The 19,975-nt window shown below is 74.3% G+C and carries 18 protein-coding genes and 2 pseudogenes; 7 read left to right on the forward strand and 13 right to left on the reverse strand.

Annotation, left to right across the window (positions count from 1 at the left end; genetic code table 11):
* The first annotated feature begins 64 nt into the window (after positions 1 to 64).
* On the forward strand, positions 65 to 271 hold the full coding sequence (locus FB457_RS21600; protein WP_047016202.1) for a hypothetical protein: 207 nt from the start codon (positions 65 to 67) through the stop codon (positions 269 to 271).
* A gap of 172 nt (positions 272 to 443) precedes the next feature.
* On the opposite strand, the gene FB457_RS21605 is transcribed toward FB457_RS21600, so the two are convergent.
* From FB457_RS21605 to FB457_RS21615, 3 genes are read right to left on the reverse strand one after another with little or no spacing between them, the layout of a single operon-like run.
* Positions 444 to 1,352: an SDR family oxidoreductase gene (locus FB457_RS21605; protein ID WP_047016203.1), complete on the reverse strand. Its 909-nt coding sequence runs from the start codon at positions 1,350 to 1,352 to the stop codon at positions 444 to 446.
* Complete coding sequence (locus FB457_RS21610) at positions 1,349 to 2,398, reverse strand: alpha/beta fold hydrolase (protein WP_145782875.1); 1,050 nt, start codon at positions 2,396 to 2,398, stop codon at positions 1,349 to 1,351. Before FB457_RS21610 ends, FB457_RS21605 begins: the two co-directional genes overlap by 4 nt.
* Positions 2,395 to 3,933, reverse strand: coding sequence for a flavin-containing monooxygenase (locus tag FB457_RS21615; RefSeq protein ID WP_047016205.1), 1,539 nt, complete (start codon positions 3,931 to 3,933; stop codon positions 2,395 to 2,397). The genes FB457_RS21610 and FB457_RS21615 overlap by 4 nt, the downstream gene beginning before the upstream one ends.
* 219 nt (positions 3,934 to 4,152) lie before the next feature.
* On the opposite strand from FB457_RS21615, the gene FB457_RS21620 reads away from it, so the two are divergent.
* A complete protein-coding gene (locus tag FB457_RS21620; protein ID WP_145782877.1) occupies positions 4,153 to 4,923 on the forward strand; it encodes a MerR family transcriptional regulator in 771 nt (256 codons plus the stop codon).
* A gap of 130 nt (positions 4,924 to 5,053) precedes the next feature.
* On the opposite strand, the gene FB457_RS21625 is transcribed toward FB457_RS21620, so the two are convergent.
* Complete coding sequence (locus tag FB457_RS21625; protein ID WP_047016207.1) at positions 5,054 to 6,058, reverse strand: DUF6528 family protein; 1,005 nt, start codon at positions 6,056 to 6,058, stop codon at positions 5,054 to 5,056.
* A 144-nt stretch (positions 6,059 to 6,202) separates the two neighbouring features.
* Here FB457_RS21625 and FB457_RS21630 point away from each other — a divergent pair, with 144 nt between their 5' ends.
* Positions 6,203 to 7,219, forward strand: coding sequence for a sigma-70 family RNA polymerase sigma factor (locus tag FB457_RS21630; RefSeq protein ID WP_078898647.1), 1,017 nt, complete (start codon positions 6,203 to 6,205; stop codon positions 7,217 to 7,219).
* A gap of 248 nt (positions 7,220 to 7,467) precedes the next feature.
* Here FB457_RS21630 and FB457_RS21635 read toward each other — a convergent pair whose 3' ends face one another.
* The 5 genes from FB457_RS21635 to FB457_RS21655 all read right to left on the reverse strand — a co-directional run bounded on the left by FB457_RS21635 (position 7,468) and on the right by FB457_RS21655 (position 12,923).
* Positions 7,468 to 8,805: an RNA polymerase sigma factor gene (locus FB457_RS21635; protein WP_047016208.1), complete on the reverse strand. Its 1,338-nt coding sequence runs from the start codon at positions 8,803 to 8,805 to the stop codon at positions 7,468 to 7,470.
* Between the two features lie 73 nt (positions 8,806 to 8,878).
* Positions 8,879 to 9,235: a YciI family protein gene (locus FB457_RS21640; protein ID WP_047016209.1), complete on the reverse strand. Its 357-nt coding sequence runs from the start codon at positions 9,233 to 9,235 to the stop codon at positions 8,879 to 8,881.
* Positions 9,236 to 9,343: 108 nt separating this feature from the next.
* A complete protein-coding gene (locus FB457_RS21645; RefSeq protein WP_186462029.1) occupies positions 9,344 to 10,219 on the reverse strand; it encodes a glutaminyl-peptide cyclotransferase in 876 nt (291 codons plus the stop codon).
* 170 nt (positions 10,220 to 10,389) lie between these two features.
* The gene (locus FB457_RS21650; RefSeq protein ID WP_253911239.1) at positions 10,390 to 11,835 is read right to left on the reverse strand and encodes a DMT family transporter; all 1,446 of its coding nucleotides are present in this window, start codon (positions 11,833 to 11,835) and stop codon (positions 10,390 to 10,392) included.
* A 188-nt stretch (positions 11,836 to 12,023) separates the two neighbouring features.
* The gene (locus FB457_RS21655) at positions 12,024 to 12,923 is read right to left on the reverse strand and encodes a 3-hydroxyacyl-CoA dehydrogenase family protein (protein ID WP_047016210.1); all 900 of its coding nucleotides are present in this window, start codon (positions 12,921 to 12,923) and stop codon (positions 12,024 to 12,026) included.
* Positions 12,924 to 13,009: 86 nt separating this feature from the next.
* Here FB457_RS21655 and paaI point away from each other — a divergent pair, with 86 nt between their 5' ends.
* Together paaI and paaK are read left to right on the forward strand one after the other, a co-directional pair.
* A complete protein-coding gene (paaI, locus tag FB457_RS21660) occupies positions 13,010 to 13,501 on the forward strand; it encodes a hydroxyphenylacetyl-CoA thioesterase PaaI (RefSeq protein WP_486589095.1) in 492 nt (163 codons plus the stop codon).
* 50 nt (positions 13,502 to 13,551) lie between these two features.
* A complete protein-coding gene (paaK, locus tag FB457_RS21665) occupies positions 13,552 to 14,811 on the forward strand; it encodes a phenylacetate--CoA ligase PaaK (protein WP_047019981.1) in 1,260 nt (419 codons plus the stop codon).
* A gap of 64 nt (positions 14,812 to 14,875) precedes the next feature.
* On the opposite strand, the gene FB457_RS21670 is transcribed toward paaK, so the two are convergent.
* Positions 14,876 to 15,394, reverse strand: a complete 519-nt coding sequence (locus FB457_RS21670) for a GNAT family N-acetyltransferase (RefSeq protein ID WP_047016212.1) — start codon at positions 15,392 to 15,394, stop codon at positions 14,876 to 14,878.
* A gap of 105 nt (positions 15,395 to 15,499) precedes the next feature.
* Here FB457_RS21670 and FB457_RS21675 point away from each other — a divergent pair, with 105 nt between their 5' ends.
* Complete coding sequence (locus tag FB457_RS21675; RefSeq protein WP_145782879.1) at positions 15,500 to 16,126, forward strand: hypothetical protein; 627 nt, start codon at positions 15,500 to 15,502, stop codon at positions 16,124 to 16,126.
* Positions 16,127 to 16,379: 253 nt separating this feature from the next.
* Here FB457_RS21675 and FB457_RS21680 read toward each other — a convergent pair.
* The 3 genes and pseudogenes from FB457_RS21680 to FB457_RS21690 form a co-directional block, all read right to left on the reverse strand.
* Positions 16,380 to 16,989, reverse strand: a pseudogene (locus FB457_RS21680) (xyloglucanase); the annotation flags it as partial.
* Between the two features lie 109 nt (positions 16,990 to 17,098).
* Positions 17,099 to 17,755, reverse strand: coding sequence for a YdcF family protein (locus tag FB457_RS21685; RefSeq protein ID WP_145782881.1), 657 nt, complete (start codon positions 17,753 to 17,755; stop codon positions 17,099 to 17,101).
* Positions 17,756 to 17,777: 22 nt separating this feature from the next.
* Positions 17,778 to 18,790 (reverse strand): annotated as a pseudogene (locus FB457_RS21690) (SMP-30/gluconolactonase/LRE family protein).
* A 137-nt stretch (positions 18,791 to 18,927) separates the two neighbouring features.
* Between FB457_RS21690 and FB457_RS21695 the strand changes: the two are divergent.
* Positions 18,928 to 19,956 carry a LacI family DNA-binding transcriptional regulator gene (locus FB457_RS21695; protein ID WP_145782883.1) on the forward strand — a complete coding sequence of 343 codons (1,029 nt, stop codon included), beginning with the start codon at positions 18,928 to 18,930 and terminating at the stop codon, positions 19,954 to 19,956.
* Positions 19,957 to 19,975: the final 19 nt, after the last annotated feature.

The following is a 19,975-nucleotide window of genomic DNA, read 5'->3' on the forward strand; positions in this document are numbered from 1 at the left end:
GGCATTCGGCCGTTCATGTCAGCCTGAGGGAGGCCCGACCCCCCTCTCACTAGGAGTGACCAGAATGGGCGCATTCGACAAGGCGAAGGACATGGCCAGCGAAGCGGCCGAGAAGGCCAAGCAGGCCGCGCAGAAGGCACAGCAGAGCCGCGAGCAGAAGCAGGAGTCCGGCCAGGACCCTTCGCAGCGCGCCAAGGAGGGCGCGGAGCAGGGCCGCGACCGCATGAAGGGCGACCGCGACGAGCGCGACGACAAGCGGGAGCAGCGCTGATACGGCGTCGTTGAGCCACGCCCGAGGGGCGCACCGCATGCCGGGGGCGCCCCTTCGCCGTTGTCCCGCGCCGGGCGCGTACGAGCGCGCGGGGTCCGCCTTCAGCGCGTACGGGCGTACGGCGTACGGGCGTTCACCCCCGCCACCGTACGCGCCGGGCCCCCGCCCCGCGCTACCGCTCCGGCGCCTCCCGCAGCGCCCGCGTGCGCTCGTCCGCCGCGCCGCCCGCGCCGACGAGTCCGCCGCGCGCCCCCCGCGTCGCCGCGAGCCGGGGCGCGAGCTTGCCCATCTCCCGCCGCCCCAGCGGCCCGGTGACGAGCGACGGCAGCGCGCCGCGCACCGACTGCATGCCGCGTAGCCACCACTGCCCGTAGACGTGCGGCGAGCGCCGCTCGATGCCCGCGACCAGACGCTCGACGGCGGGCGCCAGCGGATAGGTCTTGTTGGACGGCCACGGCAGCCGCGCGCGCATGTCGCGCAGCACCTCGTCCTCGTCCGCGCCGCGCACCATGTCGGTGTCGGTCCAGCTCAGATAGGCGACGCCGACGTCCACGCCCTGGTGCCCGACCTCGCCGCGCAGGCAGTGCGCGAACGCCTCCACGCCCGACTTCGACGCGCAGTACGCCGCCATCATCGGCGCGGGCGTCACGGCGGCGAGCGAGGCGATCTGGAGGTGGTAGCCGCGGGCGCGCACCAGCGCGGGCAGGAAGGCACGGGCGGTGGCGACGCTGCCCAGCAGGTTGACCTCGATGACGCGGTCGAAGGAGCGGGCGTCGGAGTCGAGGAACGGGCCGCCGGTGGCGACGCCCGCGTTGGCGACGACGACGTCGACACTGCCGAAGTGCTCCTCGACCTCGGCGGCGGCGCCGGCCATCGCGTCGTGATCGGTGACGTCCGCGTACCAGTGGGCGGCCTCGCCGGGGAGCGAGTCGGCGACCTTCTTCAGCTCGCCGGGCTCCAGCCCGACCAGCGCCAGCCGCGCCCCGCGCGCCGCGAGCCTGCGCGCGAGCAGCGCGCCGACGCCCCGGGCGGCGCCGGTGACCACGACAGTCCTGCCCTCGAGTCCGTGCCGCCGGCTCATGCGCCCGCCTCCTCCTTCTCGACGGCCGCCGCGGCGGCCGGACCGGCAGTCTTCCCGTCGGCCGCGTCGCCGGCCGTTCCGGAAACCGCGTCGCCGGCCGCCACAGCGCCCCCTTCAGCCTGCGCCTCCTCCGGCGCTCCCGCCAGGTGGTCGCGTACGAGCCCGCGCAGCACCTCCGCGACCGCGTACGGCGCCTCGACCGGCGTCATGTGCCCCAGGCCGGGCAGCTCGGTGAACCCCGCGCGCTCTGGCAGCAGCTCGTCGATCTTCCGCGCCAGCTTCACCGGCGTGAGCCGGTCGGCACCGCCGTGCACCACCGCGGCCGGCACCGGCATCCGCGCCACCTCCGCGTCCAGGTCGAGCTCCGCCAGCACCCGCCCCCATGCGCCGCGCGCCCTGCGCGGGGTGGCGAAGACGATCCGTACGCTCGCCTCGATCTGCGCCGGGGTCGCGCCGCGGCCCAGGATCGCCGGGGCTAGCACCTTCTTCGACAGCGGCGTCACCGGCCCCATCGGCAGCCGCGAGACCAGCAGCGCGCGCTGGATCGCGGAGCGCAGCGCGCGGGCCCGCAGCGGTATCACCCGCGACTCGGGCACCAGCCCCGAGCTGCCCGTGCTGCACAGCAGCACGGCGGCGGCCCGCTCCCGGAGGTACGGGCGGCCCGCGGCGGCCATCAGCGTCATGCCGCCCATCGAGTGGCCGCCGATCACGGCCTTCTCGCCGGGGACCAGCGCCGCGTCCAGCACGGCGCCGAGGTCGTCGGCGAGAGTGGCGGTGTGGTACGAGCCGTAGCCGCCGGCGGGGCTGCGGCCGTGGCCGCGCTGGTCGTACACGACGACGCGGTACTCGGGCGCGAGCTGCCGGACGACCGGCGCCCAGAAGGCGGTCGAGCAGCACCAGCCGTGCGCGAGGACGACGGCGAGCGCGTCCTCGGGGCCGTGCTCCTCGACGTACAGCCGGGTGCCGTCCGCGGAGACGGCGGTCAGCTCGCGCCGCGGTACGGGCGGGGCGTACGGACCGGTGGTGACGTGCATGAGCCGGGTCATCGGACGGCCTCCTCGCCATGCCGCGCCGCACCGGACTGCCGGGCGCCGGGCACCCCTCCCCCGGTGCGCAGCACCTCGTACTCCTCCGGATGCACCCTCCTCGTCACCCTCCGGAACTCGGTCGTCGTGCCCGGCCACACCGTCGTGTTGCGCCCGTTGGCGTCGAGGTACCAGCTGTCGCAGCCGCCGGTGTTCCATACGGTGCGCTTCATCCGTTCCTGCACCCGCGCGTTCCACTGCTTCACGGCGGACGGGCGCGCGTCGAGCGCGACGCGGCCGCCGGGCTTGCCGAGGCGGCCGAGTTGGCGGACGAAGTCGGCCATGTAGGTGAGCTGCGCCTCGATGATGAGGATCATCGAGCTGTTGCCGAGGCCGGTGTTGGGGCCGATGATCGTCAGCAGGTTCGGGAACCCGGCCGCGCTGGCGCCGCGCAGCGCCTCCATACCGCCGCTCCACGCCTCCGCGAGGGTGGTGCCGTCACGCCCCTTGATGCGGTCGGCGATGGGCATGTCGGTGACGTGGAAGCCGGTGCCGAAGATGATCGCGTCGGCCTCGGTCCCGGTGCCGTCGGCGGCCACGAGGGTCGAGCCGCGTACCTCCTTCAGACCGGAGGCCACGACGTCGACGTTGGGCTGGGCGAGCGCCGGATAGTAGTCGTTGGACAGCAGGATCCGCTTGCAGCCGATGCGGTAGCCGGGGGTGAGCTTGCGGCGCAGTTCGGGGTCCTTGATGGCCCGGCCCAGGTTCCGCTTGGCCAGCCCCTCCACGAATCCCAGCTCATGGGGGTGTTTGGTGAAAGCCCCCACCTGGAGCTCGCGGATGCCCCACAGGATGCCGCGGCGCAGCTTCGCGGTCGCGGGTACGCGCGCGTGCAGCCACCGCTCGGGGCCGCTGATGGCGCGGTCCACCCGCGGCAGCACCCACGGCGGGGTGCGCTGGAAGACGGTGAGCCGGGAGACCTCCGGCTGGATGGACGGCACGATCTGGATGGCGGAGGCGCCGGTGCCGACCACGGCGACGCGCTTGCCGCCCAGCGGCACGTCGTGGTCCCAGCGCGCGGAGTGGAAGACCTTGCCGGGGAACGTGTCGAGGCCGGGGATGTCCGGGACCTTCGGGTCGGAGAGCGGGCCGGTCGCGGAGACCACGACGTCGGCGGCGAGTTCGCCGCGCGCCGTGTCGATCTCCCAGCGCAGCTCGTCGTCGTCCCAGCGGATGGCGCGTACCTCGTGGTCGAAGCGGATGTGCTGCCGTATGCCGAAGACGTCGGCGACCTGCTCCAGGTAGTCGCGGATGTGCCGCTGCCCCGAGAAGGTGCGCGGCCACTCGGCGTTGGGCGCGAAGGAGAACGAGTAGAGGTGGGAGGGGACGTCGCAGGCGCAGCCCGGGTAGCTGTTGTCCCGCCAGGTGCCGCCGAGCGTGCTCGCGCGCTCCAGCACGACGAAGTCCGTGATCCCCTCCCGGCGCAGCCGTACGGCGGCGCCCAGGCCGCCGAAGCCGGAGCCGATCACCGCCACCCTGACGTGTTCACGCGTCATCGCCGTCGTCCTCCCAGCCGTGGAGTCGATTGCGCCAGCATTCACTGGCACGATGAGAGCGTAGGCCCAGTCCTTACCGATGGGTAGGGGGCCGGCGAGATCGACTTCCGCCCTGCGGCGGGGTGTCGGCGGCAGGTCCTACCCTGGTGGTCGGGGCGTACGGCACGGACCTGCGGGGACGGAAGAAGACCGGTCGAAGACCGGCGGAGGGGACGGACGGTGGGACGCGAATACCGGACGGAGGAGCTGGCCGAGCGCGCCGGCATCACCGTCCGCACCCTGCGCTTCTACCGCGAGCGCAAGCTCCTCCAGCCACCGCGCCGCGAGGGCCGTATCGCCTGGTACGGGGAGGGTCACCTGTCCCGGCTGCGGACGATCGCCGCGCTGCTGGACCGCGGGCACACCCTCGGCGGCATCGCCGAGTTGATCTCCGCCTTCGAGAGCGGCCGGGACGTGCGGGGCGCGGCCGAGCTGCTCGGCCTGGAGGAGACGCTGACCAGGCCGTGGTCGGAGGAGACCCCGGTGCGCATCACGCCGGAGGAGCTGGCCGACCGGTTCGCGGGCGAGGTGTCGCCGGAGAACCTGGCGACGTCCATCGACATGGGGTATGTCGCCGTGGAGGGCGAGGAGTTCATCCACGTCAGCAGGCGGCTGCTGGACGCCTCGTCGAAGCTGGTGGCCAGGGGCGTGCCGCTGGCCGCCGTGCTCGCCGCCGCCCGCGAGGTGCGCGCCCACGCCGACGACCTGGCCGAGCTGTTCACCGCGCTCATACGGGCGCACGTGCTGGCCGACGTGATGGAGACGCCGGCGGGCGAGCTGACGGGTGAGCAGGTGGAGCGGCTGACGGACGCGCTGGAGCAGTTGCGGCCGGTGTCGATGGATGTGCTGGAGGCGGAGGTGGCCATGGCGATGGACCGGCGGGTGCGCAAGGAGTTCGAGGAGTGGAAGCGCACGCGCGCCGGGTCCACCGCCGAGGAGCCGGAGGGCTGACCGGCCGGTCCGGCACCGGCGTTCGGGGGCCCCGGCACTCGGCCGCGGGCGGCACGTCGCCGGAGGCCAGGTCCGGAGCCGTGGCGCCGCCGCGGCGCGACCGGGCCCGGTCACGGGGCCCGGCGGGCGTTCACCGGGGTTCCGGCAGCCACCAACGGGCCTTGTAGATCCCGCTGTCGGGCAGCTTGAACGCGCCCTCCGGGTTGTGGGCCGACACCGTCGTCGTCCACCACGTCTTGCCGAGGCCCGGCTCCGGGACGGTCGTGGCGACCCGGCCGCTGCCCGGCACGTCGCTGACCGCCTTCACGCTGCGCCTGCTGATCTGCGCGGCGCCGGCGAAGTCCTGGCTGAACTCACGCCGGGCGATGTCGTACTGGTACACCCCGTAGTTGGTGGTCAGCCACAGCCGGCCGGGGCGGCTCGCGACGAGGCTGAGGTCGTGCCCGCCGGCCCGCACGCCGTCGGGGTGCGGCAGCGCGGCGCTGTCGACACGGGTGAGCGTGGGCGCGGCGGGGGTGCCGCCGACCCTGAGGGCGATCAGCTCGTCGTAGCCTATGGCCCACAGCAGGCCGTTCCTGGTGTCCCACTGCAGCCCGTGCGCGTCGTCGAAGCGGTATTCGAAGTACGTGGCGGTCGCCGGGCCCTGCGAGGCGGCGTAGAGGCGGATGGTGTCGCCCGTGCTGCCGGCGACGGCCACGTTGCCGTCGGGGAGCAGCTCGACGCTGTGCGGGTTGACCGAGTCCGTACCGCCGGCGAGGGCACCGGCCCAGTAGCGCCGTCCCGTGGGCACCTCGACGACGGCGGCGAAGCCGAACGAGGCGCTGGTGAGCAGGTACGTACGGCCCTTGTGACGGCGGGCCTTGGCCTCGTCGACGTACGTCCAGCTCGCCTGCGGGACCAGGTCCGCGTACCGCTCGTCGCCCTCCGGCGAGAACGCCCAGCGCACGGCGTCCGGCGAGTCCCACGGCAGCCGGGAGTCGAGGATGAGGACGCGGCGGGACTTCTGGTCGGTGACGGCGACGGGCGGGGTGGGCCTGCTGCCGGCCGCGTGCGCGGCGGCGGCGGGGAGCGTGGCCGCCGCGCCCGCGCCGAGCGCGGTGAGCAGGGCCGTACGACGTGTGGGTCTGCCGGTCATGGGCACTCCTGATCGGTTTGCTCTGATCAACATCATCCGCACAGTGCCACGCGAAACGACGGGAAGTAAGCCCTTGCGGTGGCCGGTTGGTGAATTCTGCGCATCTGTCCCACCCGGTGACCGTTGTCAGTGGCCGCCCGTACGATGGCGCACGTGACCAGAGAAACGGTGGCGGACCCCGCCGCAGAAGAGCCGGTGGAGAAGCGCCTGGAGTCCCACCGCATCGAGCTGACCGGGTACTGCTATCGCATGCTCGGCTCCGCCTTCGAGGCCGAGGACGCGGTCCAGGAGACGATGGTGCGCGCCTGGAAGGGCTTCGAGCGCTTCGAGGGCCGCGCGTCGATGCGCTCGTGGTTGTACCGCATCGCCACCAATGTCTGTTTCGACATGCACGGCAGTCCCCAGCGCCGCGCCCGCCCGATGGACCTGTCGTCCCCCGGCGCCGCCACCACGCCCCCGGAGGCCGCCCTCGGCGCGGCCCTTCCGGAGACCACGTGGCTGGAGCCGATGCCGGACACGAAGGTGCTCCCCGCGGGGGGCGACCCCGCCGAGGTCGCGGCCCAGCGCGACTCCGTGCGCCTCGCCTTCGTCGCCGCGCTCCAGCACCTGCCGCCCCGCCAGCGCGTGGTGCTGATCCTGCGGGACGTGTTCGCCTGGAAGGCGAGCGAGGTCGCGGAGCTGCTGGAGACCTCCGTGGCGTCGGTGAACAGCGCGCTGCAGCGCGCCCGCGCCACGCTGGCCGCCGAGGCCCCCGCCGACAGCGAGCCCGCCAAGCCGCTGGACGCGGACCAGCAGCGCTTCCTCGAGCGGTACGTGGACGCCTTCGAGCGGTACGACCTGGATGCGCTCACGGCGCTCATGCGCGAGGACGTCATCCTCTCCATGCCCCCGCTCCCGCTCTGGCTGCAGGGCCCGGAGGACATCCGCACCTGGTTCCTCGGCACCGGCTCGGTCTGCCGCGGCTCCCGCCTCATCCCCTGCTCGGCGAACGGCATGCCGGCCTTCGCGCAGTACCACCCGGATCCCGAGAGCGGCGGTCACCGCGGCTGGGCGATCCAGGTCCTGGAGATCGAGGACGGCAAGGTCACCCATTTGAACAGCTTCCTGGGCGTGGAGCGGCTCTTCCCGCTCTTCGGCCTGCCGCTGGTACTGAAGGACTGAGCGCGGCCGGACCTGCGAGGCCCGGCAGGGGGGTCTTCCCCACCGCCGGCCGGCCACCGCGCCCGGCTCCCGCCGCGGCCCGGTTCGCCACGGCCGGTGTGCTCCGGCGCGTCCCCCGCGGAAGCCGCGCGCCCCGGCCCGATGCGCCGCAGACCTGTGCAGTGCGGCACGTCCGCCACGGCCTGATCCGCCCCGGCTCATCCGTTGCGGCCCGTTCCGCCACGGCGCGCCGCGTCGGCCCCCGTCCGCTATGGCCCGTCCGGCGAGGACTCCGCGCGGGTCTGCAGCAGCGTGCGCTCCTGCGCGTTGCGTGTCAGCTCCGCCGCCCGCGCGAACTCCTCCCGCGCCTCCTCCACCCGCCCCAGCCGCCGCAGCAGGTCGCCGCGCACGCTCGGCAGCAGGTGGTAGTCCTTCAGCGCCGGCTCGTCCGCGAGCCCGTCGACGATCCGCAGCGCGTCCTCCGGCCCGTACGCCATGGACACCGCCACCGCCCGGTTCAGCTCCACCACCGGCGACGGCGCCACCCGCGCCAGCGCCTCGTACAGCCGGACGACCTGCCCCCAGTCCGTGGACTCCGCCCGCGGCGCCCGCGCGTGGCAGGCGGCGATCGCCGCCTGGAGCGCGTACGGGCCGGGTCCCGGCGCCCCCGCCGCGACCAGCGACTGCGCCCGCGCCAGCGCCGCGAACCCGCGCCGGATCAGCAGGTGGTCCCACCGCCCGCGGTTCTGCTCCAGCAGCAGCACCGGCTCGCCGTCGGGCCCGGTGCGCGCCGCCGCGCGCGACGCCTGGATCTCCAGCAGCGCCGCGAGACCGTGCACCTCGGGGTCTTTCGGCATCAGCCCCGCCAGCACGCGCGCCAGCCGCAGCGCGTCCTCGCAGAGCCCCGGGCGCATCCAGTCGTCGCCCGCGGTCGCCGAGTAGCCCTCGTTGAAGATCAGGTAGATGACCTCCAGCACCGACTCCAGCCGCTCCGCCCGCTCCGGCCCCTGCGGCTGCTCGAACGGCACCTCCGCCTTCGCCAGCGTCCGCTTCGCCCGTACGATGCGCTGCGCCACCGTCGGCTCCGTGACCAGGAACGCCCGCGCGATCTCCTCCGTCGTGAGCCCGCCCAGCAGCCGCAGCGTGAGCGCCACCCGCGCGGGCGTGGAGAGCACCGGGTGGCAGGCCGTGAAGACCAGCCGCAGCAGGTCGTCCCCGATGTCGTCGTCGAGGACCGCGGCGAGCTGCGCCTCGCCCTCCGGGCGGCGGCTCTCCAGGTCGTGGCCGATCTCCGCCAGCTTGCGCGCGTAGCGCTCCTTGCGGCGTACGAGGTCGATGGCCCGCCGCCTGGCCGTGGCCATGAGCCACGCGCCGGGGTTGTCGGGCACGCCCGACTCGGGCCACTGCTCCAGCGCCGCGACCAGCGCGTCCTGCGCCAGTTCCTCCGCGACGCCGATGTCGCGCACGATACGGGCCACGCCCGCGATGATCCGCGCGGACTCGATCCGCCAGACCGCCGCCACGGCGCGGTCGGCGGCCCCCCGCGCGGCGGCGGGCGGGCCTGGTGTGTCCTCCCGCCGGGCGCGGGCGTCCTGCGAAGCCGTCACAGCCCCACATCAGAACAGCCCGCCCCGGCCGAAGGCAACTCACAACGGCCCTGACCTGGGCCGTCATGTGCGGCTACGGCTCCATGATCTCCCGCAGCTCAACGGTGATGGTCCACTCCTCGCCGTGCGCCTTCAGGAACCGGTTGGCCCACTCCATCGCCTCTTCCTTCGACTTGACCTGGGCGATGAGATAGCCGCCGACGAGTTCCTTGGACTCGGTGAAAGGACCGTCGACCACGGAGATCTTCCCGTGGTCGGAGACGACCCGTACGGCCTCCTCGTTGGGCTTCAGCCCGGCGGTGTCGAGCAGCACGCCGGACTTGGTCATCTCCTCCAGCAGCTTGCCCATCTCGTCCATGACCTCCTGGCTGGGCATCCCGTCGGCGGGGCTGTTCTCCAGGTCGGGCTCGATCAGCATCATGTAGCGCATCGCGCGTCTCCTCGTTCTCGTCACGGGCGGCCCGGTGCCGTCCTTCTGCCCATGCGTCGAACGGCACCCTGCCGGATCGACACCCCGCCGGAAGTTTTTTCCACGCCCTCAGCGCGCCACGAACTCGACCCGGAACATCCGGGGCCAGTACTTGCCGGTGAGCAGGAACTCGTCGCCGCCGGGGACCGCGGCGATCCCGTTGAGCTCGCGCGCCCCGGCCCGCAGCTCGGCGGGCCCGAGCAGCCCCGCGGCGTCGATGTCGGCGGTGACGGCGCCGGTGTCCGGGTCGATACGGACCAGGGTGTCGGTCTGGTAGACGTTCGCGTAGACGCTGCCGTCAGGGGTGCACTCCAGCTCGTTGAGCTGGTCGACGGGGGCGCCGGCGCGGGTGACGTCCACGTGTCCCGTGGGCTCGAACGTCTCCGGGTCGCGGAACGTGAGCCGGGCGCTGCCGTCGCTCATGACGAGCCGGCCGCCGGTGCCGCCGTCCGTACGGTCCAGGCACAGGCCCCAGCCCTCGCCCTCGTAGCGCACGCGGCGCAGCTCCTTGAGGGTGTCGGCCTCGCGCTCGAAGGCGATGCCGTTCTGCCAGGTGAGCTGCCAGAGCCGGGGGCCGACGAGGGTCAGGCCCTCCCCGAAGAACGGGGCGGGCAGATCGCGGCGGACAGTGGGGGCGCCGCCGACGGGGCCGCGGCGTACGGAGGAGCTGCCCTCCAGTCCCGTGCTCTCGTAGAGGACGTCCCCGCGCAGCTCCAGGCCCTGCGTGAACGCCTCGGCGTCATGCGGCAGGCGCTCCAGCACCCGTACCCGCAGCTCCTGTACGTCCCCGTCCGTGGGTGCCGGGCTCCGGCCGTTCCCTCCCCCACCGGCTACGCCCTCACTGGCGGGGGTACCCCCATTGGCCGCCGCCTCGGGGTCCCCGGTCGAGCACGCGGCCAGCGCCACGGCGAGGAGGGCGGAGGCGGTCACGGCGAAGCGGCGCATGCGGCCACCATGGCACAGCCGCCGCACACCACGGGGGCGGGGCGGCTTCGCCATGTCGTCGGCGGAGCGGCGGCAGAGGGGGTCGCTGGAGGGGCGGGGGGTGCGGGAGCGAGGGCGGTGGGCGCTACGGGGGCGGGGCGCCCCGGGCACCGCCGTGCCGGTCGCCGTGGTCAGGCGGGGGCCCGGTGCGCCGGGCCCCCGCCTGGGCCCGGTGCGCCGGATAAGCGGGAGCAACCGGCGTGGTGCGGCGCCAGGGCGGCGCCGCCGGACGCGGCGGCACCCGCGAGGATGAGCGCCGCCACCGCGGGAGACGGGCCCGCGGAGGCGGCGTTCTCCGGCGCCGGGACCCGGGGTGCGGGGGTCTCGGGCGCCGGGGCGTGGGGGGGCGTGGCCTCGGAGGTACGGGGCTCGCCGCCCCGCGTCGCGGCGTGCGCGGCACCGGGGTGACCCGTACCGGCACGGCCGGGCCCGGCGTGCGCCGCGTCCGCTTGGCCACGGCCGGATTCAGGCACACCTGCCCTGGACACATCCGTCCCGGGCCGGTCGGACCCGCCCGCCTCCGGCCCGGCCTCGGCGGCCGGGGCGGTCTCGTAGAGCGCCGCCGCCGCTGCGGCGCCCGCGTGGTACGCGGGGGTGGGCGCGGGTACGGAGCCGGGAGCGGGCCCGGACCCGGCCGGCTCGGGCGGTGCGACCGGTTCGGGCGGCGCGGCGGGAGCCGGCACCCTGCCGGTGACCGGCGCCGCGGCCTCGTCCGCCGGCTCCGTGGCGGGCGCGCCGGCCGGCTCCGCCGGCGGCGTACGGTGCGCCTGGACCGTCAGCTCTATGAGCCCCGCCGCCGCGACCGCGCCGGCCCCGATGGCGAGCAGGGCGCCCAGCGCCCCGTACCGCACCGTCTCGCCCAGCGCCGTGACGCCGACCGCCGCCGCTACCACGGGATTGACCACCGTCAGCGTCGCCAGCGGCGCCGACAGCCCCGCGCCGCGGTACGCCGCCTGCGACAGCAGCAGCCCGGCCGGGGCGAGGATCCCGATCATGCCGATGGCCAGCGGGTCGGTGAAGTCCGCGGTGACGTCCTTGGTGAACACCGACGCCATGCCGAACGCCGCGCCCGAGGCCACCGCCAGCGTCACGCTGCGGGCCGCCACGTGCCGGATCCGCGCGCCCGCCAGCGTCAGCACGGCCAGCACCGCCACCGTCGCCGCGGCCAGCGCCAGCGCCGTCGTCCCGCCCAGCTCCCGCGACTCCACGGGGTCGACCAGCATCAGGAGCACCACGAGCCCCACGGTCGACAGCAGCGCGCCGCGCCAGGCGGCCCGCCCCGCGCGGCGGCTGAAGAAGATCGCCGCCATCGGCAGCGCGAAGACGATGGTCAGGGCGCCCAGCGGCTGCACCAGGCTCAGCGGCCCGTAGGCGAGCGCCACCACGTGCAGCAGCGCGCCCGAGGCGTTGAGCACGACGGAGGCCCACCAGCTCCCGCGGTGCAGCGGCGCGAACGCCCCGCCCGCACCGTCGGCGTCGGTGGTGGTGGCCGCGACACGCTCCTGGACGAGTGCGGCGCCGGCGTACGCCACCGCTGACACCAGCGAAAGCAGCACCGACAGCATGAGTGGGCTCATATAGCAACGATCGCGCGATCGATGACGAAAGTCGTCATCCTGGCGGATGCTCTGGGTCGTACTGCCGGAGCAGTACGACCGCCGTGGGAACCCCTCCCGGGTCGCATTCCACGCCCGCCAACGGTCCGGCCCGGCAATCGACTACCGGCCGGTAGGCAGGTGCCGGCGCGTGGCGGCGCGGAGCCGGCTCACGGCCAGGCGTAGAAGCCCTGCCCCGTCTTGCGCCCCAGCTCGCCCCGCGCGACCTTCGCCCGCAGCAGCTCAGGCGGCGCGAACCGCTCCCCCAGCGTCCCGCACAGGTGCTCGGCGATGGCCAGCCTGACGTCCAGCCCGACCAGGTCCGTCAGCCGCAGCGGGCCCATCGGGTGCTTGTAGCCCAGCTCCATCGCGGTGTCGATGTCCGCGGGGGCCGCCACGCCCTCCTCGGCCATGCGGATCGCCTCCAGGCCCAGGGCCACCCCGAGCCTGCTGCTGGCGAAGCCCGGCGAGTCCCTTACGACCACCGCCGTCTTGCCCAGCGTCCGCGTCCAGCCGCGCGCCGCCGCCAGCGCCGCGGCACCGGTCTCCGGCGCGGTGACCAGTTCCACCAGCTCCGAGGCGGGGACGGGGTTGAAGAAGTGCATGCCGAGGAACCGCGCGGGCCGGCCGAGGGCGGCGGCCAGCTCGGCGACGGACAGCGAGCTGGTGTTCGTCGCCAGCACGGCGTCCGGGCCCACCGCCCGCTCGGCGGCGGCGAGCACCCGCGCCTTCAGCCCCGCGTCCTCGGGCACCGCCTCCACCACCAGTTCGAGACCCGCTTCCGCCGGCAGCTCCGCGACGGAGCCCACGGCCCGTATCCGCGCGCACACCTCGTCCGGATCCACCCCCGCGGCCAGCCGGCCCCGCTCCGCGGCCCGCCGCAGCGAGCCGGCGACCCGCGCCACCGCGGCCGCCGCCGCGTCCGCGCCGCTCTCCACGATCACGACGCGCGATCCGGCGGTCGCGAACGACTGGGCGATCCCCGCGCCCATCCGGCCGCCGCCGACGACCGCCATGGCGCGGGGCGCCTGGGCGCCGGGCCCGTCGGGCGCTGTGCTGTGCTCTGTCATGTCGTACGTCCTGTCGTACCTCTTGACTGGGATCCGGCCGCTCCGCAAGCTAACCGAATGATCGGTCGGGCCACAAGGGGAGTCAGGTGGTGCAGCACATGACCTCGCCGCACGACGGCACGACGGTGTTCGCGGCCGACGCCGCGGCCCGCCGCCACGGCATCGAACTGCTGGAGGCCGCGCCGGGCGCCGCGGTGCTGCGGATGGCGGTCACGGCGGAGATGGCCAACGGCCACGGCATCGCCCACGGCGGCTATGTCTTCCTTCTCGCCGACACCGCGTTCGCCTGCGCGTGCAACAGCCGCGGGGTCGCCGTCGCGGCGGGCGCGGACATCACGTACGCGGCGCCCGCGCACGTCGGGGACGTGCTGGTGGCGCGGGCGGAGGAGCGGGTGCGCTTCGGCCGGAACGGGGTCTACGACGTGCGGGTGCTGCGCGGCGCCGAGGTGATCGCGGAGTTCCGCGGCCGGAGCCGTATCGTCCGCGACCCGTCGACGGGCGCGCGGGGCCCGTACGGAGCAGGCGGCAACGGGGTGAACGGCGAGCACGACGGGACAGGACCGGAGGGACGCGCGTGAGCGAGACGACGACCGGCACCCCCGCCCCGCTGCTCGACGACGGCGAGCGCATGACCCCCGGCGAGCTGGCGGCGTACCAACTCGACCGCCTCCGCGCCACGCTCCGCCACGCGTACGACAACGTCCCCCTCTACCGCCGCAAGTTCGACGCCGCAGGCGTCACCCCCGACGACTGCCGCACGCTCGCCGATCTCGCGCGCTTCCCCTTCACCACCAAGGACGACCTCCGCGAGGGCTACCCCTTCGGGATGTTCGCCGTCCCCGTCTCGGACGTCCGCCGGCTGCACGCCTCCAGCGGCACCACCGGCCTGCCCACCGTCGTCGGCTACACGGCGGCCGACCTCGACACCTGGTCGGGACTCGTCGCCCGCTCCATCCGCGCCGCGGGCGGCAGGCCCGGGCACCGGGTGCATGTCGCGTACGGCTACGGGCTCTTCACCGGCGGCCTCGGCGCCCACTACGGCGCGGAACGCCTCGGCTGCACCGTCATCCCCGCCTCCGGCGGGATGACCGCGCGGCAGGTGCAGCTCATCCGGGACTTCGCGCCCGAGGTCATCATGGTCACGCCCTCCTACATGCTGACGATCATCGACGAGTTCGAGCGCCAGGGCCTCGACCCGCGCGCCGGCTCGCTGCGCGTCGGCATCTTCGGTGCCGAGCCGTGGACGGAGGAGATGCGGCACGAGATCGAGGAGCGGGCCGGTCTCGACGCGGTGGACATCTACGGGCTCTCGGAAGTGATCGGGCCCGGCGTCGCGCAGGAGTGCGTGGAGACCAAGGACGGGCTGCACGTGTGGGAGGACCACTTCCTGCCGGAGATCGTGGACCCGGTGACGGACGAGGTGCGGGCGGCGGGCGAGGGCGGCGAGCTGGTGTTCACGTCGCTCACGAAGGAGGCCATGCCGGTCGTCCGCTACCGCACCCGCGACCTCAGCCGGCTGCTGCCGGGCACGGCGCGGCCGGCGTTCCGGCGGATGGAGAAGGTCACCGGACGCTGCGACGACATGATCATCCTGCGCGGCGTCAACGTCTTCCCGAGCCAGATCGAGGAGATCGTGCTCCGCACCCCCGGGGTGGCACCGCACTTCCAGTTGCGGCTGACCCGCCACGGCCGTCTCGACCGGATGACGATACGGGCCGAGGCCCGGCCGGGGGCGCCGGCGGAGCAGTGGACGGCGGCGGGCGAGGCGATCGCGCGGCGGGTGCGGGAGGGCGTGGGGGTCGGCGTGGAGGTGGAGGTCGTGGCGCCGGAGACGCTGGAGCGGTCGGTGGGCAAGATCCGCAGGGTGGTGGACGAACGGGAGGGCTAGGCGGTACGGGCAGGGCTCCCCGGCGCGGCCCGCGCCGCGGCTCCGGTGCGGCCTGTGCCGCGGCTCAGCGGGCCGCGACGCCCTCCGCCTGCTCGCCGTCCCGCGCCGCGCGCAGCGGCTTGGCGAAGCAGCGGCTGTCCGGCTCGCAGCGGTAGTAGCCGAACTTCTCCGTCGGCTCGTACCCCTCCGACCGGTACAGCGCTATGGCCTCCGGCTGCTTGCTGCCCGTCTCCAGCACCATCCGCGTCCGCCCCGCGGCCCGCGCGCTCTCCTCCAGCGCCGCGAGTATCCGCCGCGCAAGACCGCGCCCCCGGGCCTCGGGGACCACGTACATCCGCTTCAGCTCGGCGTCACCGGGCCGGTGCCCCTCGGGGGTCCCGTCCATGGCCCGCCAGCCGCCCGTGGCGAGGGGGGTGCCGTCGGCGTCGTACGCCAGCAGGTAGAGCCCGCGCGGGGGCGTGAAGTGCAGCGGGTCCATCACCGTGTGATCCCCTTCGCCGTACCGCTCGGCGTACTCGAGCTGGACCCGGTCGTTGAGCATGACCGCGTCGGGGTGGTCGTAGGGCACGGGGACGATCTCCATGACGGCAATGGTACGAAGCCGCCGCCGGGTGCTGAACCGGGCATCACGGTGCAGGTGACCGGACCCGGAGACCGCGAGGGGGGCCAGCGGCCATACTTTGGGACCGTGGAGGAGAACAAAGGTCTGAAGGTCACGCCCGTCAACGCCGCAGCGATGGACCCGGCCGCTCTGCCCGGCCTCGTACCGTCGCCGCCGGACGAGAAGGAGAAGGAGCAGGACGAAGCAGAAACGACCGACGAGAAGACGGAATCCGAGGACTCCGCGGCCGCCGCGGACACCGAGGACGCCGCGGACGACGACAGCGACGAGGACGAGGCGGACAAGGCCGGGTCCGCCGGCAAGGACGCCGAAGGCGACGCCGTCGACGCCGACGACGCCGACGAGGACAAGGCGACCGCGTCCGGGGACTCCGAGGCCGGCGCCTCCGACGACCCGGGCTCCGACGGCGACGGGCCCGTGTTCGAGGCCGCCGACCGCCGCGGCTCGGTGACCATCGACAGCACCGGTGTCCGCTTCCAGCTCGACGACACCGAGGCCGAGTTCACCTGGCCGGAGATCGGCGCGGTCGAGTACAAGACCTCCCGGTTCGGCCGCCGCCTCGTCCTCAGCGTCCACGACGACCGGGGCATCTGCCCCGCCGAGGTGGAGGCACCGGACAAGGCGACGCTGAAGACGTGGGCGGCCGACCTGGAGTCCGCTCTCGACGCCTACTTCGAGGAGACGTCGCCGTAGACGACCCCCCGTCCGTTGGTCGACACGTACACGCGGCCGAAGACCCGCGGGTCCCCGGTGATGGCGGCACCGGTCCGGCCCCACTGATGGGCGTCGTCGTTGATGCGCTCCCAGGTGGCGCCGGCGTCGGTGGAGCGGAAGATCCCGCGAACGCCGCCGATCCTGGCGCTCGTGTAGAGCGCCTGGTACGTCGCGCCCGGCGCGGCCTTGCCGAAGCCGATCGTGTCGGCCTCGTCGACGCCGGATACGCGGGCAAAGGTCGCGCCGGCGTCGGTGGAGCGCCACAGGCCGTGGCCGCTGGGAGCGCCGACGTAGAGCACGTCGTTGTCGTGCGGGTCGACGGCGAGGCGCTCGCCCATGCCGCGTCCCGGCATGTTGCCGCCGAGCTTGAAGGGCAGCGGGGACTTCTGCCAGGTGGCTCCGCGGTCGGCGGAGCGGTAGACGGCGCCGTTGCCGGGGTCCCAGTCGTTGGTGTAGGTGCCGGCGGCGGCGTAGACCCTGTCGGGCTCGACGGGATCGGAGGCGATGCTGGCGACGCCCGTGTGGCCCCAGTCGTCCCAGCCGACGGAGTCGAGGAGGGGGGTCCACGTCTTGTCGGACTCCCGCCAGCGGTAGGCGCCGCCGATATCGGTGCGGGCGTAGGCGAGGCCGGGCTCGGAACGGTTGAAGACGATGCCGGGGACGAAACCGCCGCCGTCGATACGGGCGTTACGCCAGTCGTAGGGCACGGCGGTGGTCTTCCCGCTGCTCCGGCCCGCTGCGGCGCTCTGAGCACTTTCGGCGAACGGCTCGGCCGTCGCGGGCCCGGAGACGAGCAGGCCGGCGGCGAGTAGGACCGGTCCGGCGAGTCGGAGTCTGCTGATCCTGCGCACGTTGGGGGGCCTCTCCACGGGGTGGCTGCGGCGCCGCGTGGGAGCGCTCCCAGAATGCGGCGCCGCGTGGGGAGGGGTCAAGGTGCGTACGGAATCGAACTCATTCGACACGTGCGCTACGCCCTCTGCCGGCCCCCGGCCCGTCGCAGGGCCGCCACGCCCCGCCCACGAGCGCCACCGCGCTGAAGCTCCCGTCCGCCACCCGCCGCACGGTCTCCTCCCACTCCCGGAGCACGCGCCGCCGCCCACCGGGGCTGGCGGTCCACGCATCGCGCGTCACGACCGGCCCGCCGTACGCGGGATCCCAGGTCAGCGTGGAGAAGGGGCCGATGCCGGGCACCTGGGTGGCCAGCATGTGCACGGTGCGCCGGTGGTACCACTTGCTGACGGTGGTGACGGACAGCCCGGAGTCCAGCGCCTCGTGCACGTACGGCAGCGAGAACGCGACGTTCTCCCAGGTGTTCGCCGACCTGTCCTCACACCGGATCACCTCCTCCGGCACCCCGCGGGCCACCAGCAGCCGGCGGAACTCCCGGGCCTCGACGACGCCGTCGTGCCGGTTCACTCCCCCGGTGAGGATGACCAGGGGCGCCAGCCCGCGGTGGTGGCGCTCGGCGACGATCTCCACGGGCGGGCCGGACTGGTGGGTGCCGAAGACGAGATGCGCGGTGGCCCGCCCGGCGGGCGGCGGTGCGGAGACGTCCACGTACGCGGTGATCTCGGCGATCTCCCGTGCGCTCAGCCGGCGTTCGGTCATGCATGCTCCTCGGAGAAGGCCCTCAGAGGGGGACGGCCACCGCGTTGAAGGTGGTGTCCGGTTCCTGGGGGGAGGTGAAGCGGGCGTTGACCAGATAGAGGCGGTTGCCGTGGCGGGCCGCCGTGATGGGGACGTCGAAGCGGGGGTCCGTGATCGTGTGGTGCAGCGTGGCGGTGCGCATCGCGCGGGCGAGGCGGAAGACCGCGACCTGATTGTCGCAGTTGCGGACCACGTACAGCGTGTGGCCGACGCGGGCCAGGCCGTCGCCGTTGAGGACGTCCGCCGCGCCGCGCAGCGCGATCTCCGTGGCGTGGCCGGTCCGCACGTCGACGTGGTACAGGCGGCCGGGGATGCTGCTGACGACGATGACACCGCGGCCGTCGGGGTGTCGACGATGCCGTTGGCGTTGTAGACGTGGGGGGTCTGGACCCAGTCGCCGGTGAGCGGGAGGGCGCGGACCTGGCCCCGGCGGCCGCGGGGGACGGCGTAGAGAACCGCCTCGTTGGAGTCGGTGAACCAGGCGTCCCTGCCGAGGAGGACGGTGTCGTTGATGAAGTGGCCGGCCGGGGGCGTCAGCCGGTGGGTCGCGACCAGGGCGCCGGTGCGGGAGTCGATGACGCTCGCCGTGCCGCCGGCGCCGTCCGCCACGTACAGCAGGTCGTCGCGGTCCAGCTTCAGGCCGATGGACGCCCTGCCGAGGGCGCCGGCGCGGAGGACCTTGAGCGCGCCGGTGCGCAGGTCGGCGCGGAGAACGCCGCCGTGGGCACGGGAGCCCATGTAGGCGTACGGACGGCTGCCGATGGTGATGCCCTCGGGGAGCCAGCCGTCGGGCAGCGGGAACTCGGTGGGCCAGTCGCCGTCGGTGGGCCTGGTGGTGCCATGAGGGCTGGTCGTACCGTTCGGCCTGGTGGTGCCCGACGGCCTCTTCGCGCCGTACGCCGCACCCGCGCCGGCGACCGTCGCGGCCGTGAACGTCGCGCCGGCGGCGCAGCCGAGGAGCAGGCAGCGGGAGAGTCCGGGGTGGTCCGGAGTTATGGTCGCGGGCCTTCCGCGGCGTGGGACGGCAGGGGTGTGCGCACCTCGGTAACTCTGCGACCTTCCGGCACAACGGATTGTGCACGTCCCGGAGTTCCCCCGCACACCCCGTCGCGCCTGCCTGAGAAGATGGCCCCATGCCGCCCCCCGGAGCACCGCCCCAGCGCAGCGCCATCGGCGTACGCGACGTGGCCGCGCTGGCGCGGGTGTCGCCCACGACGGTGTCCAACGTGCTGTCGGGCAACCGCCCCGTCAGCGCGGCCACCCGCGAGCGGGTGCACTGGGCGATCGACCAACTCGGCTACCGCCCCAACCTCTCCGCCCGCAACCTGCGGCTGCGCCGCGCCGGCCTGATCGCCGTCGCCGTACCGGAGATCGACATCCCGTACTTCGCCGAGCTGACCCGGCACGTCGTCCAGGCCGCCCGCGAGAGCGGCTACACCGTGCTCATTGACCAGACCGAGGGCCGCCTGGAAGCCGAGCGCTTCGTCCTGAGCGGCATGAACCCCGGCACGGTCGACGGCGTGCTCTTCAGCCCCCTCGGCATCGAGCGGCACGAGTTCGACAACCGGCGCGGCAGCACCCCGCTGGTGCTCCTGGGCGAGCGCATCACCGGGACCGGCGTCGACCACGTGGCGATCGACAACGTCGCCGCGGCAGCTGACGCCACCGCGTACCTCCTCGGCCGCAGCCGCCGCCGCGTCGCCGCGCTCGGCCACCAGGAGCCGCGCGGCGGCGGTACGGCGCCCCGCCGGACGGAGGGCTACCGCCGGGCGCTCCAGGCCGCGGGCGTGCCGTACGACCCGTCGCTCGTCGTCCATACGCCCTCGTACCACCGCCGCGACGGCGCCCTGGCCATGGCCGCAGCCCTGGACCGCGACACCCGCCCCGACGCGGTGTTCTGCTACACCGACCTCCTCGCGCTCGGCGCCATCCACACGCTGCACGAGCGCGGGCTGCGGGTGCCGGAGGACGTGGCGGTCATCGGGATCGACGACATCGACGACGGCCGGTACAGCAACCCGACGCTGACGACGATCGCGCCGGACAAGGCGGAGATCGCGCGGACGGCGCTGGGGCTGCTGCTGGACCGGATCGCGGACGGGGGGCGGGCGGCGCGGCAGGTGGTGGCGGCGCACAGGCTGGAGGTCAGGCGGAGCACGTGAACCGGGGGCGTACGCGCGG

This window comes from Streptomyces sp. CNZ287, from assembly GCF_007827615.1.

Excerpts from the sequence above, each read along its gene's own strand:
- FB457_RS21610 (WP_145782875.1), bottom strand. The coding sequence starts at position 2,398 with ATGACCCGGCTCATGCACGTCACCACCGGTCCGTACGCCCCGCCCGTA.
- FB457_RS21600 (WP_047016202.1), top strand. The coding sequence starts at position 65 with ATGGGCGCATTCGACAAGGCGAAGGACATGGCCAGCGAAGCGGCCGAG.
- paaK (WP_047019981.1), top strand. The coding sequence starts at position 13,552 with ATGACCCCCGGCGAGCTGGCGGCGTACCAACTCGACCGCCTCCGCGCC.
- FB457_RS21695 (WP_145782883.1), top strand. The coding sequence starts at position 18,928 with ATGCCGCCCCCCGGAGCACCGCCCCAGCGCAGCGCCATCGGCGTACGC.
- FB457_RS21630 (WP_078898647.1), top strand. The coding sequence starts at position 6,203 with ATGGCGCACGTGACCAGAGAAACGGTGGCGGACCCCGCCGCAGAAGAG.
- FB457_RS21605 (WP_047016203.1), bottom strand. The coding sequence starts at position 1,352 with ATGAGCCGGCGGCACGGACTCGAGGGCAGGACTGTCGTGGTCACCGGC.
- FB457_RS21625 (WP_047016207.1), bottom strand. The coding sequence starts at position 6,058 with ATGACCGGCAGACCCACACGTCGTACGGCCCTGCTCACCGCGCTCGGC.
- FB457_RS21645 (WP_186462029.1), bottom strand. The coding sequence starts at position 10,219 with ATGCGCCGCTTCGCCGTGACCGCCTCCGCCCTCCTCGCCGTGGCGCTG.
- FB457_RS21685 (WP_145782881.1), bottom strand. The coding sequence starts at position 17,755 with ATGACCGAACGCCGGCTGAGCGCACGGGAGATCGCCGAGATCACCGCG.
- FB457_RS21650 (WP_253911239.1), bottom strand. The coding sequence starts at position 11,835 with ATGAGCCCACTCATGCTGTCGGTGCTGCTTTCGCTGGTGTCAGCGGTG.
- FB457_RS21655 (WP_047016210.1), bottom strand. The coding sequence starts at position 12,923 with ATGACAGAGCACAGCACAGCGCCCGACGGGCCCGGCGCCCAGGCGCCC.
- FB457_RS21640 (WP_047016209.1), bottom strand. The coding sequence starts at position 9,235 with ATGCGCTACATGATGCTGATCGAGCCCGACCTGGAGAACAGCCCCGCC.
- FB457_RS21615 (WP_047016205.1), bottom strand. The coding sequence starts at position 3,933 with ATGACGCGTGAACACGTCAGGGTGGCGGTGATCGGCTCCGGCTTCGGC.
- FB457_RS21670 (WP_047016212.1), bottom strand. The coding sequence starts at position 15,394 with ATGGAGATCGTCCCCGTGCCCTACGACCACCCCGACGCGGTCATGCTC.